Source organism: Paenibacillus sp. V4I5 (assembly GCF_030817255.1).
Taxonomy (GTDB): Bacteria; Bacillota; Bacilli; order Paenibacillales; family NBRC-103111; genus Paenibacillus_E.
Window position 1 is genome coordinate 3,581,501 of sequence record NZ_JAUSZB010000002.1, and the last position, 16,315, is coordinate 3,597,815.

The following is a 16,315-nucleotide window of genomic DNA, read 5'->3' on the forward strand; positions in this document are numbered from 1 at the left end:
GTTGCAAAAAATACAACACTTTCAGTCTAAAGTAGCTTTATAGCCTATAAAAAGGATAAATTGCTTACCCCTAACCCCAAATAATATAAATTTTTATCTGTGAAAAAGGCTGTCATTCTCATCAAGAGAATAACAGCCTTCTTTCTTTTCAACCCTCCTGCCAAGCAAAGCGGTATCCGATCCCAGGCTCCGTAAGGATATACTTCGGTCTTGTCGGGTCCACTTCAATCTTTTTCCTCAAATGACCAACGTATACTCTGAGATATTGGCTGTCAGATTCATACTGCTGACCGCCCCAAACTTGTTTAAGCAATTGTTTATGTGTCATCACTCGTCCGGCATTTAAAGCAAGTACTTTCAACAAATCGTATTCGGTCGGTGTTAGTTTGAGTTTCTCCTCATTTAGCTCTACACTACGTTGCGATATATCAATAACTAAATGACCCAGTTTCAACACGGGTTCATCTTGCGTCTTGGCGATATGCCGTAAGGCAACTCGCATACGGGCCATAAATTCGCCCATGCCAAACGGCTTCGTTACATAATCGTCAGCGCCGCGATCCAAAGCAGCAACTTTATCTTGTTCCTGGTCTTGAGCCGTAAGAATAATGATAGGCACCTGCGACCACTCACGGATATGCGCCAGCACTTCCATGCCTGTCATATCAGGCAATCCAAGATCTAAGACAATAAGATCTGGACGAACCATTGTTGCCTGCAGCAAGCCTTCTTGACCGGTAGAAGCTTCGGCTGCTTCAAAGCCGTGTGCGGTTAGAGTCACGAGCAATAATTTCCGTATTTGTGGTTCATCATCAATGATTAAGATCTTCGCCCCTGTGGTTGTCATTCCCATCCCCGTCTTTCTCAGCGAATTGTAAAGGCAAGCTTATCCGAATAGCCGTTCCTCGATTCCCATTCATCATCGCTGCAATATGGCCGCCATGTGCTTCCACAATACTTTTACAGATCGCAAGCCCTAGCCCTGTTCCTGGGATATGTTTGGTTAAATGGCCTCTATAAAATTTCTCAAACACCCGCTCCATATCAGCTGAAGCAATGCCCTCACCCTCATCTTTGATGGTCAAATCAAGCATGTCTTGGTTGTGATCTGCTTCAATCACAATCTTGCTTCCATCAGGCGAATACTTAATGGCATTACTAATCACATTAATCAACACCTGTTCAATAAGAACTTCGTCAAGAGGTACCGACGGAAGATCTGGTGTAAGACGTATGTTAACTTTTCTGTGAAGCAAAGCGTCGTTCAATTGCGTAAGCGCAACGCCTACAATATCCTCTACCCCGCACCACTGTTTATTTAAACGCAGCATGCCGCTCTCAATCCGAACCATACCCAGTAAATTGCCTACTAACCTGTTCATCCGGGTAGCTCCCTCACGAGTCGTTAATAATAACTCTCGTCGATCTTCAGGACCGAAGACGTCTTCCCCTTCTAGAAGTCCGGTTACGGAACCGATGATGGTTGCCAGAGGTGTTCGCAATTCATGTGAAAGCGAGTCCAGCAGCGCGGTCCGCAGCTTCTCCGATTCTGCCGTCAATTGCGCCACCTTGGCATCATTCGCGAGTTTAACGCGAGATATCGCAACGGCTACAAGATCAGATAGCGCTTCGATAATCCGAATAAGTTCCGGCATATCTGACATATTTCTATCACCCACATGAACAGCAAGCACGCCATGTACCTGCTGATCCGTAGCTAAAGGGACATGCAGATCCGATGATTCCCCCAAAGTAAGAGTCCCTCGACCCGCGATGGAATTATGATTATTCACCCATGCTGCGATAGACAGATGGGATTCATCACGGGCCCAATCTCCTCCATCCTTGGAGTAGGCTTCCAACTGCTGTTCACCCAACTGATTTGGCAGAATGATAGCAGCCTTAGCATCTAGCGTATCGGAAACATGCTGAACAATCTGATTCAGTAGTATATCTAAGTCTGAAATGGCGGTAATCTTATGACTTAATGCGTACAGAGCAGCCGTACTTGCTTCTCTTTGCTGCGCTTGATGAATTTGACTACGCAGTTTAGAAGCCAAATTTGCTGTAAGAGCTGCAACAGATAAGAATACGATAAAAGAGATTAAATAACGCAAATCTGCAACCGTAAGACTAAAAACGGGAGGCACAAAAAAGAAATCAAACGCCAAAACCCCCATTCCCGCTGTAAAAAAGGAAGGTCCCCTTCCCCATCTCACAGCACTAAAAAGAACAGGAAATAAATAGAGAAGCGCAATGTTAACTAAATCTAGAAAAAGACCAAAAACTCTTAGAAATATGGTCGATACTGTAATATAAATTGCGATTATAAAGTAAGATTTCCAGTTTATAAAATCATTTGTTTTTTTCACCATGTTTTCATTTTACCTTATTTCCCCAAGTTTGCCACGTATCATAGTCGGCAACAATCAGGACATCCATTGTACTAGCAAGCGGCAGAAGCTTTTTGACAATGGCGTCTTTCCACACAATAATTTGAGTCGCTCCCGCCTCACTTGCTTTGGAAGCAAACACCTGCGGGATTTGGTTACGGTTAGCCACCTCTTGATACGAAAACTCGCCTCCGAACCTAATGGTCAGCCTCTCTAATGACTCTAGCTTCTGCTTCCACTCCTCTGCGCTTCCCATCGCAATAAAGCTTACATGCCAAGTTGCTTTAAGTCGATACGCAATCCGAAAACCGCGACGAATTAAGCGATCGGCTTGTGAGATTTCCGTGACACACACGTAAATGACTTCTCTTCTTCGCCATGGGCCACGAAGTGAGCTCTTACGCTCCATAGATTCTAAACGTTCATCTACATCATCAGCGATTTCGCGAAGCGCGAGTTCTCGTAAAGCGATCAGATTTCCCGTTTTAAAGAAATTGTTCAACGCTTGATCTACCTTTACCATCGCATAAATCTTACCTTCTCTCATGCGAAGCTGTAAGGCCCCAGGGGCAACGTCGATTAACTGCACTTCATCCGCCATGCGAAGAATATGATCTGGAACCGTTTCCCGAACCCGAATACCTGTAATTTGTTCCACGGCATCATTTAAGCTTTCCAAGTGCTGCACATTAACGGTAGCTATGACCGATATGCCCGCTTCTAGAATTTCTAGCACATCTTCATACCGTTTTTTATTCTTAGTGCGGGGTACATTCGAATGAGCTAATTCATCAACCAAAACCACTTCAGGTCCCAGTCGTATGATACTTTCTGTATCCATCTCCTCCAGCTTTACACCTTGATACTGAATTTCTGCCCGCGGTATGATGTCAAGTTCGCCAATCTGTGCAATGGTCTCTTTTCTTCCATGGGTTTCGAGTAATCCAATCTTCACATCAATCCCCTTTTTGAGCAAATTGTTACCTTCCCGCAGCATCGTATACGTTTTACCAACTCCAGGGGCTGCTCCAATATAGACTTTAAATCTCCCGCGTTTGATTTGTCCGATTTTCGCCTCTACTTCTTGTTTGCTCAAACGTTTATATTTGTAGGGCTCCTTCAGCGAATGGATATGGGCAGGGAGAATGCGCTCACCCTCGTGTGAAGCACGATCAGCAATCAAGAACACATCGATATTTTTAGTTCTTTTTAATACACCATTGATGACGGAGCCTTGTATGAAAGTTTGCCATTTGGTTTGCCTAGAATGACCCAATACAATACGTGTAACGTTATGGGAGATCGCATAGTCCACCAATATCTGAGGGATGCTGCGACGGTTCCGAAGAGGCAGTTCTTCAAATTTGCCGCCTACTTTTTGGACAAGCTTCATAATGGACCTGCGAAAAGTGGCCGCTTCTTTGATGAGCGGTTTATTGAAATTACGCAGCGTAACCACATGAAGATCACCATTCAAACGCTTAGCAATCTGTTGTCCTCTGCGGACATAGATAGAACCGTTCCAATGATACTGTGTCGTTACGAGTATGCGCTCTGTCGCTCCTGATGGACCCAGAAACCCCATTTGTTCGCGATGTTCTTCCAGAGAATCGTTAACATCCTCAGCAACAAGTCGAAGAGCCAGTTCACGCAGCACGCCCAAATTACCGCGTTTGAATAACGATGTATCTTTATTTCCCTTTAAATGCCCTTCTTCTAATCGATTTAATATCGTTTCCGGCGTCGCGTCGATTAATCGAACCTCATCAGCGAGTTCTAAGGTATCGGAAGGAACACAGTGCCCCACCTCAACACCTGTTAGTTTATGAGCAACCTCCATCGCCTCTTCCAGCTCATATACATTCACCGTGGTAATAACACTAATGTCATTTGAAAGTAAAAACTTAATATCATCTAACCGAGATGGAAAGCAAGCATCTGCTCGATTACAGTGGGCTAACCCGTCTACAAGGACGACCTCCGGGTTTCTTTCGAGTAACGCATCCAAATTAAGATCTTTTTGCTCGACACCGTCCTTGATCCAATGAATGCTCGGGACCCTTTCCAAATCCCCCAATTGTTCCACGGTTTCCGGTCTTTGGAGCGTCGATACGGCGCAAATGACCACATCAATCCCTTGCTGCTTAAGATTCTGCCCTTCACGCAGCATGTGATAGGTTTTCCCAGAGCCGCTGACTGCGCCGATATATATTTTAAAACTGCCGCGGTGCAGTTTAGAGATGGATAATAGGATTTCTTCCGGTGTTTTTCTTTTGAAGCCTTCCAAATGGCATCATTATCCCTTCACTTGCTTTAGCAGTTCCATATTTAATTCGATCACATTGACCCTAGGCTCACCGAAAATTCCGAGTTGGCGCGTTTTTGTAAGCTGGTCAACGAGGTCATTGAGACTTTTCTCAGAGATCCCTGTTTCCTTGCTGATTCTCGGCACTTGAGCTTTGGCTCCTTCCGGTGATAAATCCGGATCGAAACCGGAGCCTGATACGGTTACTAAATCCGCCGGGATATCCGTTAAATTGGGATTTTCCTTTTTCAAGGCGTCGATCTTCTCTGCCATGGCTGCAGCATAATCGCTTGAAGCTACCGCCATATTGGAGCCAGATGAAGCGGTCGGATCATATTGGGCTGCCGATGCTCTTGGATGGAAGAGCCTCGGTAACTCGAAACTTTGAGCTAGCAATTCCGATCCAATCACGACACCATTCGATTCAATAAGACTTCCATTCGCTTGTTTAGGGAATAGGACCTGCGCCACACCTGTCGTTGCGAGTGGATAGATGAGCCCACAGACGATCATGAACAATAAAGACACACGAACAGCTATCAAAACCGATTTCATAACGCTATCTCCTCGTTTCTCTTTCTCTTTAAACGATGTTTAATCCATGAAGCACCATATCAATGATTTTAATACCAATGAAAGGGACTATCACACCGCCGATACCGTACAGCAAAATATTACGTGACAACAATTTATCTGCCGACATCGCCCGATACTTAACACCCTTCATCGCAATTGGAATCAGCAGGGGAATGATGATGGCATTGAATATTAATGCCGATAAAATAGCCGATTCCGGCGAAGCCAGATTCATGATATTCAACCCCTGCAGCTGTGGCATGGCGAGAATAAACATCGCTGGAATGATCGCAAAATATTTAGCAATATCGTTGGCAATAGAGAACGTCGTTAAGGCTCCACGAGTGATCAGCAGTTGTTTACCAATGGAAATCACCGAAAGCAGCTTCGTCGGATCCGAATCAAGATCGATCATGTTAGCAGCTTCTTTCGCAGCCATTGTGCCTGAATTCATCGCAAGACCTACATCGGCCTGAGCAAGCGCAGGAGCGTCATTCGTTCCGTCCCCTGTCATCGCTACCAGCTTGCCTTCTTGCTGCTCTTTTTTAATCGCGGCAATTTTATCTTCCGGCTTCGCCTCAGCAATAAATTCATCTACTCCGGCTTCAAGCGCAATCGTCGCAGCTGTAAGGGGATTATCCCCTGTACACATTACTGTTTTGATGCCCATTGCGCGTAGCTCTGCAAATCGTTCCTTCAAGCCCGGTTTTACCGTGTCCTTAAGGTAAATAACGCCATAAATCCGCTCGTTAACCGCGACTGCCAGCGGAGTGCCCCCGGCTTTGGCGATTCGGTTCGTAATTGCTTCTAAATCACTAGGAATTTTTCCGCCCATAGCTGCTACATATTTCTTAATCGCGTCAACGGCGCCCTTACGGACTTGTTTACCATCAGCTAAATTAAGTCCCGACATCCGTGTTTCAGCGGTAAACTCTACCACTTCTGCACCTTGATAGCTATCTGCTTGCCAAGTCTCCCCAAGCTTATACGCAAGCTCCACAATGGAGCGTCCTTCTGGTGTTTCGTCTTTCACAGATGCTTGCAGGGCAGTAAGGATGATGTCTTTAGCAAGTACGCCACTCACAGGTACAAACTCCGAAGCCATCCGATTCCCGAAGGTGATCGTCCCCGTTTTATCAAGAATCATTGTATCGATGTCTCCAGCTGCCTCTACCGCCTTGCCTGACATGGCAAGCACGTTAAACTGGGTCACGCGGTCCATACCGGCGATACCGATAGCTGACAAGAGTCCGCCGATTGTCGTCGGAATGAGACAGACCAGCAGAGCAATCAATGTGGAAATCTTCAAATTCACATCCAAATACTGCGCCATCGGAACCATGGTCATAATGACAATTAAGAAAATAAGTGTCAATACGGCAAGCAGTGTCGTTAAGGCAATTTCATTCGGCGTTTTCTGCCGTTTGGCGCCTTCCACCAGTGCAATCATGCGATCCAAGAACGATTCGCCCGGATCGGTCGTCACTTTGACAACAATATAGTCGGAAGCTACCCGTGTACCACCTGTAACCGATGAGAAGTCGCCTCCAGCTTCCTTAATAACAGGAGCCGATTCACCTGTAATAGCTGACTCATCAATCGAAGCTAATCCTTCAATGATCTCGCCGTCGGATGGGATAATCTCCCCGATTTCAATGCGGACCACATCTCCTTTATGGAGAGAAGTTGAAGACACTTCCTTATAAGAGCCATCCTTTTGAACCAGACGAGCCTTCGTATCGGATTTCGTCTTCCGTAGGGAATCCGCCTGTGCCTTGCCCCGCCCTTCGGCCAAAGCTTCAGCGAAGTTAGCGAAAAGCAAGGTGAAAAGCAGGATCAAAAACACAGCGATGTTATAACCCCGCCCTACTTCTGTGGTACCAAAAAGATCTGGTGCGAGTGAAAGCAGGAGCGTAATGACCGTACCGATCTCAACTACAAACATAACCGGATTTTTGATCATCACCCAAGGATTTAATTTTTTAAATGAATCAACGATAGCTTGATTCATGATTTCTTTTGTCATTGTTTTTTTACGTTCCACAGCCATATATGTTGTCCTCCTAATATAGGGATCTTTGGGCGTAGCTCAAAGTCTCTCCGCTCAGAGACTACCCTTAACGCACCGCCAAATGTTCAGCAATCGGCCCCAATGCCAGCGCCGGGAAGAACGTTAGAGCACCGATAACTAGAATAATCATGATTAAAATCCCCATAAATAAAGGTGTATTTGTACGTAGTGTGCCTGTCGTAACAGGAACGACACGCTTCGTAGCCAGAGAGCCGGCAATAGCTAACATCGCGATCATGGAAACGAAACGCCCAAACAGCATGACCATACCGATACTCAAGTTGTAAAAGTTCGTATTGGCGCTTAGTCCACCAAAAGCGGAGCCGTTATTAGCAGCACCTGACGTGAAAGCATACAGCACTTCAGCCAACCCATGCATCCCCTGATTGGATATCGAGGTAATGGATTCAGGACGAATAAGTGCCCAAGCTGTCGGTGCCAAAATGATAAGCGGATGGATCAGAATGGCGATGGCCGCCAACTTCACCTCTTTGCCCTCAATTTTTTTACCTAAAAACTCTGGCGTACGACCAACCATAAGTCCACAGATGAACACCGACAAAATGAGGTAGAGCAAGCCGTTTAACAAGCCGACCCCTTTACCGCCGAACACATTGTTCAGCATCATTTCCGCGAAAGGAACGATACTTCCGAGCGGTGTGAGCGATTCATGCATTGCGTTTACGCTACCTGTAGTGGCAGCTGTAGTTACCGCTGTGAATAGAGCAGTTTCAGCAATCCCGAACCTTACTTCCTTGCCTTCCATGTTGCCATGTACACCTAATGCATCTACGGCAGTTATGCCTCGATACTCGGCGTAGAATACCGCCCACAACATCACGATAAAGATGATCCCCATAGCAGCAAAGATGGTCCAACCTTGCTTTTTGTTCTTAATCATCAGACCGAATGCATACACCAGAGATGTAGGCAGCAGCATCATACAAATAATATGGATCAAATTGGACACCGGTGTCGGATTTTCAAAAGGATGCGCTGCATTCGTACCGAACCACCCGCCACCGTTTGTACCGATATGTTTAATCGATTCCAGTGAAGCCACTAACCCGCGAGTAATCGTTTGTGTGGCCCCTTCAATTGTTGTAGCTTGCACAGCTCCCAGTAGTGTTTGCGGAATACCCTGAAAAACTAAAACTAAAGCAACAATGAAGCTCAGTGGTAAAAATACGCGTGTAATCGCTCTGGTCATATCCACGTAAAAGTTACCGAGATTATCTTGACGGCCAACTAAACCGCGTATAAAAGCTACCGCCACAGCGAAACCTGTTGCAGCCGATGTAAACATCGGGAACGTAATGGCTACCATTTGAGAGAAATACGAAAGTGTATTTTCACCGCTGTATGCTTGCCAGTTCGTATTAGTAATAAATGAAACAGCCGTGTTAAAAGCTAATGCCGGAGGCATATTACCAATATCGTCAGGATTCAATGGTAGATATTTTTGAAGCCGAAATACCGCATAAATCAGAAGCATCATGACAAAATTAACTAATAGTACGGACCCTAAATACTTTTTCCACCCCATCGCTTCATCTTCATTAACACCCATAATGCGATAGGAGACCCGCTCAAAAGGAGCAAATACACGATCAAGTCCACTCTTTTCATACCCAAAAACTTTCACCAAGTAACTACCCACAGGCTTCACTAAAAGAATAATAATACCCAGTGTGATGACTACCTGTAACAATCCCATACCCATAGTAGGTTCTCCCCTTGCTTACTTAAGTTCTTATTCTACAATTAAAATTTCTCCGGCTTCACTAAAACAAAACCGAGATACACCATAATGGCAAATCCAATAACACCGATAACAATCATATGAGTGCCTCCTACAAGTTTTTTCCAAAACGCTTATCGAAAGCTAAGCTTAAGCTCATGCTTTTTCACAATATTTTAAAAAAGCCCAAAATCCTAAGAATGTTACGGCCATTAATAAGATCATCGTTACGTCGTTGTACATAACACACCTCCTGTAATTTAACCGACTCTAATGCTTTCTTGAAATAGTGTAACGCCGAACCGTATAAAAATGAGGTAAAGAATCTATAGCATCCGTATAAAAAAAGCATAAAAATCTTGTCTTGAAAGAGATCCCCAGAATGCTCAAACAAATACGATAATAGATTCACTCTCCTCCAAATTTCGAACAACAAAAAGAAGCCTAAGAGCAGAGAATCTCTACTCTCGGGCTTCTTAGCAGCGTTAATAAACGGGCTGTGAAAGCACGATAGAAAGTGGTTCTCTCCCAATACGCTTACGAGGTTAGCTGTCGGATTCGGGCTTGGAAGTGCCCTACCTTGGCAAGCTGCGCTTGTTTTGGATTCACCCCGAGAAACCGCAATTTACATACATTCGGCTTCTGGCTGGTTCCCCCGCTCCCCTTGCGGGGACTCAGCGTTTGAAACTTGTTGTGAAGTTGTTGAAAAGAATGCTACGCCTCTTAGCCATTATTGTAAAACGCTGTGGAGAGACGCTATCCCGTAATTTAGGGCATATTAGGCAAATAAAAGCGCATCCAAATTGATAACACGTTCATTATCGATAGAAATGCTTCGTTTTTCTACCGTTATTGTCATTTTGTCGCAAATGGACTATAAAAAAAGGCAGCCTTACAATGAAGTAAGGCCACCCTACTTATTTTTTTAAATGATACGGCACTGTCGTTACGATAAGGTCTCTTCTATACAGCAAGAAAGCACGGATAAGTAGACTGGATTGGTTATGGAGAATATTCTGCCAGCTTTTCTTAGGAATAAACTGTGGGATTAGGACGGTTACCCGAAAATTTGATTCAGCTGCCTTATGCTCGACCGTATCAATAAATTTCATCAATGGTTGAACAATGCTCCGATATTGGGAATGTAAAGTTACCAGCCTTATCTCGGGCTGCCACGTATTCCATTTCTCCTCAAATTGTTTCTCGACGTCTCTTTCGAAAGCCACATAAACGGCGATGATCTGATTTGGCGAAAGGGATTTGGCATAATTCAAGGAGTTCTCTACCACATGCGTAATGCCCGCCACAGGCACAATGATCACATTTCCTTCAATAGGAATCGCTGGTTCGCAAGTTGTTATTCTTAATTGTTCGCCTACGGCCTCATAGTGTTTCTTGATTTGGTGAAAAATAAAAACAATTAGTGGCAAAAAGATGAGAACAGACCATACCTGCCCAAACTTAGTAATAAAGAAGATCATCATGACCGTAAAGCTCATGAATGCTCCAACTAAATTAATCGTTAATTTAACCATCCAGCCTTTCGGTTTCTCACGAAACCATTTCACCAACATCCCTGTCTGAGCTAAGGTAAATGGAATGAATACTCCGACTGCATACAGAGGAATTAATTGCTCCGTTTGCCCTTTGAAAAGAAGGATTAACAAGATCGATGTAACCGCCAGGAAAATGATTCCGTTTGAATACCCTAATCGATCTCCTCTAATCGTAAACATCCTTGCTATAAATTTATCCTTGGCCAAATTAACAGCCAGTAAGGGGAAAGCCGAATATCCCGTATTCGCAGCGAGAACTAGAATCATAGCGGTTGTACCTTGGATGACGTAATACATGAAATTTCTACCGAACGTTTCAGCAGCTATTTGTGAGACAACCGTTTCCTCTTCTTTGGGTGATATCCCATAGTAATACGCTAGATAAACGACTCCCGCAAATAAAATGGCAAGTAATAAGCCCATAGCCATCAGTGTTTTGGATGCATTTTTTGGAGCTGGATCCTTGAAGTTTGGGATTGCATTAGAGATCGCTTCTACCCCTGTTAAAGCAGAACTCCCCGATGAAAATGCTCTTAGTAATAAAAAGAAGGAAATACCTGCAACGGGCGTGCCAATTGGAGCATGCAATTCAGCTGAGACATTCCCAGTTACAATGTTGAATAATCCGACTCCAATTAAGATAAACAAAGCCAGCACAAATAGATACACAGGATAAGCTAAAATAGAAGCCGACTCCGTTATACCCCTGAGATTTAAAATCGTAATGAAAATAACTAGTAGGATGGCAATAACTACATTATAAGGATGTAAGTGCGGAAAAGCAGAAGTAATGGCATCCGTACCTGCAGAGATACTGACCGCCACCGTTAGTATGTAATCAACTAAAAGGGATCCTCCTGCAAATAAACCCGCGTTCATCCCGAGATTTTCCTTCGATACGACATAGGCCCCGCCACCATGTGGATAGGCATATATGATTTGTTGATATGACAAAATAAGTGCTAATAGAAGAAACAGAACGCCTATGGCTATAGGGATTGTGTACCAATAAGCTGCAGCACTTACGGTAATCAATACTAGTAGAATCTGCTCAGGCCCATAGGCAACGGATGATAAAGCGTCGGAAGAGAGGATAGCTAAAGCTTTCTTTTTATTAAGCTTTTGTTCCCCTAGTTCGTTTGACTTTAATGGCTGACCGATTAAAAATCGTTTAATGACAGAAAACATGATTTACACCCGCCATGGTTTTATTAAGGTTCATTTCATTTTACCCAATTTTGTTAAAAAGGAATCATAAATAAGGGGCTTTCAACGTCTTCCCGCGACCGCCGTCACTTCGAGTAGTTAACGAGCAGTAAATCCACATGGGATACTTCTGCCCAAGTAATGATTGGTAGGTTGGTTAACCGACAAAAGTAGTGTTTTTTCATCAAAGGATTCGACAAGACTCAAATTGAATAAATATCTTACTATACAAAGAAAGGTCGTGGCTCTGTGTACTCACACGAAGATTTAATTTCAATTCGACTCGGGATCATGCTCTTTGTGGTTCCAATACTGGGCGTCGTATCACTTTATTTGATTAGATAAATTTTTAAAACAGCAACTCCCTTGGGATGCGTTCTTAGCTCATCACTTAATAGACTGGGCCATTAACAGACTAGAGCGCATAGCGCTCACACGAAAGGTTGTGCAGCCTTGAAATGGATTATCTGTTGGTTCAAAAGACCGAAGCCAGTGAATGTAACGGGGTACATCCGGCTTCACGGCACATGGTATGTGATTCATGAGTAGAAGTCATGGCAGCATGAATATGACTGCATTCAGTTAACGTAAGCCCTTCGGGGCTTTTTTATTTCGCGATTAAAACAAAAAAACCCTTAACTAGTAAGGGTTTCCTGCTTGAAAAACTGGGATGCGGTCGGAGGGATTTGAACCCTCACGCCTTGTGAGCGCCACCCCCTCAAAGTGATGGGATGTGTTTGTTAGGTTCTGTTATAGTGGGTTAAAACCTTGATTTAAAAAGGCTTTAACCGTTCGCATATTGTTCTATTTGGCTGGAGTTAGTCACTTGTTGACGGAGTTTGTCAACAATCCGTCAACACCACGACACAGACTATCAGCTTGGAGGGGTGATAATAAAGAGCGCCTGAATCAGGCGCTCTTACTAACTTAACAAAACTCCTTCACTTCCTAAATGAAATTCTAAAATTTCGTTTTCTGTTTTTACCATGACCTTGTTCAAATCCAATTCCCCCTTAAATGCCCGTTGACTGAGCGAACCGTATAGGTTTTCTAGTTCAGTGAGACTTTGGGTATATTTTGCTTTGATAGATTCAACTTTTCTTACTATCGCTGCGAATTTGTTTTGGAGTGGGAGTGGTGGACAAAAACATTTAATATTTATAAGATCCTTTATGTTTACTCGTGGTGCCGCTCCACCGCCTGCTAAATTATTTATGCATCGTTGTAGCGAACTTGTATTCAAAGTTCCCAAAGAAATTCACTTGTTGCAATGTTACAGTCAACTGTAAAAAGCATAATTCTTTGACCAAGACAAATATTTACGTCATGTGGCACTCTCGCACAATTACCCAACCTGCCTCCTTCTCTTGTAAAAACAATATCATTATAAGACGAAATATGTCTCACATTACGTTGGTTGAATGTTTCAATATCAACCTGTAAAGTTGAATTAAGATCTAAATATCCATTTTGAATGTCCGCTGATCGAATGCAATACATACCTGTAAAAACATTTGGCTTAAAGGCGAAACTGGTGCTGTTGGAGCGCAAGGCCCTCAAGGGCCTAAGGGCGACACTGGTGCTGCTGGAACTCAAGGCCCCGGGATTCCATTTACAGGAACTGAATATACAGTTCTAAAACTTAATGTCGGCCATTATGAAATAACATTTCCGAAGGGTACATTTAAAAATCCTCCGGTAATAACAGTAACTCCCCAAGGTTTTGTTCCCACTATCGCAGTGGTGACAATGGCCACTTTTGGTGATTCTGCCATATTTAGAATAAACATCAGACAGTTTGGTGCTGATTTAGTCATTGATGTAGACAGTGATTTTTCGTTTATAGTCGCTGAAACAAGTGGATTAGCCAATCCTATATAGTAAAATTCTCGCTCGGCTATGACCGAGGTAAAGCCTGAATCCTATTCCTATACTCGTAGAATTAGCGCCCGAGTTCAAAAATCTTAGGCGCCATACCGCTTGCGCCAGCCTTCTTTCCTCTGTATAATACGAACATACATTCGAAAAAATCGGAGGTTGATCCGGAAATCTATATTGTTACCGTCAGTATTAACGTTTGCTGAACGAGGATTGCAGGAGCTCTATGGGAATAAACCGTTGGTTAACAGGCCACTCAGTGAGCTATACGTTGGCTGCGTGAAGGTGATTATTCAGCGGATTAAAGCGGACATCCAATCTATTAACACTGCGCTTTCTTCTGAGTACATTCGTGTGGATCGCGAAAGTGTTAACGAAACAAGCGTGGCTTACCATGTTATCTTCAGCGGCCAAATTGGTAACGTTGAACTCACGAAGGATGACGCCAGGAAGGAAATTGGTGAGTGGTTATCAGGTTATATACGGAACGTGGGAGTGGAGTTAATGAAAAGGCTCTGTAATCCTTGATTATTGATTTCTGACCAAAAGAAAAACCGCCTAAACATTAGGCGATTAATTCTGAATCGTACCGAGGGAGTTTAATGAACAGTTCCTAAAAATGATACAAACAGTTCTTTCTTCTGATGAAATTCAGGGGAATCAAAAGGTAACAAACCACATGCATACTCTATAACCACTTTCCGACCGAACAGAACTTTTTCTGAGGTTTTAACACCACAATCTTCGCAGTTGAAACCACATCCATCCGATACGTTTTTCCATTGTCCCTCAAACGTGTTTATAGCTCTGTGTTCCGCAAAGCTTACAGTGACCCATGGTGCAAATATAATTCCTGAAACGATAAAAATAAGGACTATATCAGCTAGCTTATCCTCTGCAGCTATTTGTTCCACCCATTGTTACTGCAGATTTAATGACTTCGCAATCACAGTGACTGCTTCCGCTCTTGATGCTATACCCCTCGGTTTAAACACGTTTCCAGGCAATCCATTGACAATCCCGTTTTTAACGGCGTTGGCTACCGCATCTTTAGCCCATTCGGATATTTCCAGACTATCCGTAAAAGGGATTTCACGTGGAGCTGAACTTAACTTGGCCGCTCTCACGGTCATAACGGTCATCTGTTCTCTGGTAATCGAGGCATCCGGATCAAAGCTCCCATCGCTGTACCCGTCGACAATCCCGTAGTTGGATGCCGTCATAATGTAGCTTTCCGCCCAATATCCCGCAGTATCTTTAAATATTTTTCCTTTGTGTGGAGCGAGCTTAAATGCCTTTACCAGGACAGTTGTGAACTCGGCTCGAGTGATAGGGCGATCTGGCTTGAAGCTGCTGTCCGGATATCCATCAATCGCTCCTAGATCCACCAGCTTGCTTATACTGCCTTTAGCCCAGTGCTCTTGAATATCATTAAGGTGCACGGATGGACTAGCGGATGACGACGATGGTGATGGTGTAGCCGTTGGTGTTGGTGTTTGTGGTGGTGCTGAAGTCTGACCCGTGCCTCCTGTGGATGAATTGCTGTCATTTGATATTACCGTCTGCGTGTAAGTAACAAACCTTGTGAAATGCTTGGTCCAAATAACTAAGTCTTGCCCAACCTCGATGAAGGCATCTGCTCCGGCGTTCAGCTGCTGATCCGCCGCATTCTGTGTGTCTTCATTTAATTTTGCGGTTATCTTATGAAATGTGGTGCCTCTGTAATAAGCTGCTTGCTTGCCTGCCTGATTAGGGATGAGCAGCCTTACCGCTTTATTTAGCGTTAGAGGAACGTCCCCGAAGCCTACTTCAATGACCGTACTGACAGAAGCCGTAGTGCCGACATCCGAAGTTAAAGTGACCGTATTTGCGGACTTGACTGTCGGCACATTGACGGTTCCGTCCCAGTTTCCAGAAGTCGGCGCGCTAATTGTTAATCCATTAGGCATCGACAAAAGCACCGGTTTGGTACTGATGGATGTTACCGCAGATACAGAGATGGTAGGAAGAATACCTGTTGTAAGCGTTCCTGCGATAGGGGCGCTTAGCAGCTCCGATACGTTTAAGGTAGCGTCAGTTATATTACCTGGAACATCAATGGAAATCGGAGCGGATACAGCCAAGGTCTCGGTTGTTATGCCCAGAGACTTATTGGACCCGTCGGTTGCCACCGCAACCGTAGCGGAGACTACAGGCGTAGGCTTCCGATAAGTAGCCCCATCCGAATATACGGATACATTTTTGACCGCAAGGTTACTCCCGTTACCGGCTGTGAAATAAAGAATTCCCGACTTCGTATCAGGTACTTTAAACGAATCTGTATAGGCTCCCAATGCATCGGCTTTTACTGCATCGAAAAAAACAATGTTTCCATAATTATCCAATGTTCTAATCGTTACCCAAGCATTCGAGCCTGCACTGCCTGTCAACGTGATCATGTCACCCGGTGAAGCATGGCTTGAGCTGGGAACCAGCGTCATCGCTGACGCAGATCCCCGAACTGGCAAGACCAATGCGGTAGTAACAACCGCAATTACAGCAATAATCCACCGTTTTTTCATAGTAAGCTCCCTTTTTCTCAATTGACCG

The 16,315-nt window shown here is 44.1% G+C and carries 11 protein-coding genes and 1 riboswitch; of the genes, 1 reads left to right on the forward strand and 10 read right to left on the reverse strand.

From position 1 onward, the window contains the following. Nucleotides 1-148: 148 nt before the first annotated feature. The 8 genes from QFZ78_RS18230 to QFZ78_RS18260 all read right to left on the reverse strand — a co-directional run bounded on the left by QFZ78_RS18230 (nucleotide 149) and on the right by QFZ78_RS18260 (nucleotide 11,830). Nucleotides 149-847 (reverse strand): response regulator, encoded by a 699-nt coding sequence (locus QFZ78_RS18230; protein WP_307549670.1) that lies wholly within the window; start codon nucleotides 845-847, stop codon nucleotides 149-151. Beyond that, the gene (locus QFZ78_RS18235; protein WP_307549672.1) at nucleotides 813-2,375 is read right to left on the reverse strand and encodes an ATP-binding protein; all 1,563 of its coding nucleotides are present in this window, start codon (nucleotides 2,373-2,375) and stop codon (nucleotides 813-815) included. The genes QFZ78_RS18230 and QFZ78_RS18235 overlap by 35 nt, the downstream gene beginning before the upstream one ends. A 4-nt stretch (nucleotides 2,376-2,379) precedes the next feature. After that, a complete protein-coding gene (locus QFZ78_RS18240) occupies nucleotides 2,380-4,680 on the reverse strand; it encodes a histidine kinase (protein ID WP_307549674.1) in 2,301 nt (766 codons plus the stop codon). A gap of 9 nt (nucleotides 4,681-4,689) precedes the next feature. Continuing rightward, the gene (gene kdpC, locus QFZ78_RS18245) at nucleotides 4,690-5,253 is read right to left on the reverse strand and encodes a potassium-transporting ATPase subunit KdpC (protein ID WP_307549676.1); all 564 of its coding nucleotides are present in this window, start codon (nucleotides 5,251-5,253) and stop codon (nucleotides 4,690-4,692) included. 28 nt (nucleotides 5,254-5,281) lie between these two features. Then, nucleotides 5,282-7,324: a potassium-transporting ATPase subunit KdpB gene (gene kdpB / locus QFZ78_RS18250; RefSeq protein ID WP_307549679.1), complete on the reverse strand. Its 2,043-nt coding sequence runs from the start codon at nucleotides 7,322-7,324 to the stop codon at nucleotides 5,282-5,284. Nucleotides 7,325-7,391: 67 nt separating this feature from the next. Further along, the gene (gene kdpA / locus QFZ78_RS18255) at nucleotides 7,392-9,062 is read right to left on the reverse strand and encodes a potassium-transporting ATPase subunit KdpA (protein WP_307555774.1); all 1,671 of its coding nucleotides are present in this window, start codon (nucleotides 9,060-9,062) and stop codon (nucleotides 7,392-7,394) included. Nucleotides 9,063-9,109: 47 nt separating this feature from the next. Beyond that, on the reverse strand, nucleotides 9,110-9,187 hold the full coding sequence (locus QFZ78_RS38585; RefSeq protein WP_373460468.1) for a potassium-transporting ATPase subunit F: 78 nt from the start codon (nucleotides 9,185-9,187) through the stop codon (nucleotides 9,110-9,112). A gap of 417 nt (nucleotides 9,188-9,604) precedes the next feature. Next, nucleotides 9,605-9,776, reverse strand: a riboswitch (cyclic di-AMP (ydaO/yuaA leader). A 227-nt stretch (nucleotides 9,777-10,003) separates the two neighbouring features. After that, nucleotides 10,004-11,830 carry an APC family permease gene (locus QFZ78_RS18260; protein WP_307549680.1) on the reverse strand — a complete coding sequence of 609 codons (1,827 nt, stop codon included), beginning with the start codon at nucleotides 11,828-11,830 and terminating at the stop codon, nucleotides 10,004-10,006. A gap of 2,055 nt (nucleotides 11,831-13,885) precedes the next feature. Here QFZ78_RS18260 and QFZ78_RS18265 point away from each other — a divergent pair. After that, complete coding sequence (locus QFZ78_RS18265) at nucleotides 13,886-14,254, forward strand: YhjD family protein (RefSeq protein ID WP_483874831.1); 369 nt, start codon at nucleotides 13,886-13,888, stop codon at nucleotides 14,252-14,254. 71 nt (nucleotides 14,255-14,325) lie between these two features. Here the strand turns inward: QFZ78_RS18265 and QFZ78_RS18270 are convergent, their stop codons facing one another. Beyond that, complete coding sequence (locus QFZ78_RS18270; protein WP_307549684.1) at nucleotides 14,326-14,640, reverse strand: hypothetical protein; 315 nt, start codon at nucleotides 14,638-14,640, stop codon at nucleotides 14,326-14,328. Nucleotides 14,641-14,646: 6 nt separating this feature from the next. Further along, nucleotides 14,647-16,287, reverse strand: coding sequence for an S-layer homology domain-containing protein (locus tag QFZ78_RS18275; protein WP_307549686.1), 1,641 nt, complete (start codon nucleotides 16,285-16,287; stop codon nucleotides 14,647-14,649). Nucleotides 16,288-16,315: the final 28 nt, after the last annotated feature.

Coding starts and splice junctions, on each gene's coding strand:
- QFZ78_RS18275 (WP_307549686.1), bottom strand. CDS start 16,287: ATGAAAAAACGGTGGATTATTGCTGTAATTGCGGTTGTTACTACCGCA.
- kdpA (WP_307555774.1), bottom strand. CDS start 9,062: ATGGGATTGTTACAGGTAGTCATCACACTGGGTATTATTATTCTTTTA.
- QFZ78_RS38585 (WP_373460468.1), bottom strand. CDS start 9,187: ATGATTGTTATCGGTGTTATTGGATTTGCCATTATGGTGTATCTCGGT.
- QFZ78_RS18230 (WP_307549670.1), bottom strand. CDS start 847: ATGACAACCACAGGGGCGAAGATCTTAATCATTGATGATGAACCACAA.
- QFZ78_RS18235 (WP_307549672.1), bottom strand. CDS start 2,375: ATGGTGAAAAAAACAAATGATTTTATAAACTGGAAATCTTACTTTATA.
- kdpC (WP_307549676.1), bottom strand. CDS start 5,253: ATGAAATCGGTTTTGATAGCTGTTCGTGTGTCTTTATTGTTCATGATC.
- kdpB (WP_307549679.1), bottom strand. CDS start 7,324: ATGGCTGTGGAACGTAAAAAAACAATGACAAAAGAAATCATGAATCAA.
- QFZ78_RS18260 (WP_307549680.1), bottom strand. CDS start 11,830: ATGTTTTCTGTCATTAAACGATTTTTAATCGGTCAGCCATTAAAGTCA.